The organism is Pseudescherichia sp. AS216 (assembly GCF_037152055.1).
Lineage (GTDB): Bacteria > Pseudomonadota > Gammaproteobacteria > Enterobacterales > Enterobacteriaceae > Pseudescherichia.
This window is the reverse complement of sequence record NZ_JBBCMV010000038.1, coordinates 1-247: the sequence shown is the minus strand read 5'-3', so window position 1 is coordinate 247 and position 247 is coordinate 1. Positions and strand designations below refer to the sequence as shown.

1 rRNA gene is annotated in these 247 nt (G+C 53.4%); it reads left to right on the top strand.

Annotation, left to right across the window (positions count from 1 at the left end):
- A 23S ribosomal RNA gene (locus tag WFN61_RS20815) occupies window positions 1-247 on the top strand; the annotation flags it as partial.

Sequence of the window (247 nt, the reverse complement as noted above, 5' to 3'; positions counted from 1 at the left end):
GAAATCAACCGAGATTCCCCCAGTAGCGGCGAGCGAACGGGGAACAGCCCAGAGTCTGAATCAGCGTGTGTGTTAGTGGAAGCGTCTGGAAAGTCGCACGATACAGGGTGAAAGTCCCGTACACAAAAATGCACACGCTGTGAACTCGAAGAGTAGGGCGGGACACGTGGTATCCTGTCTGAATATGGGGGGACCATCCTCCAAGGCTAAATACTCCTGACTGACCGATAGTGAACCAGTACCGTGA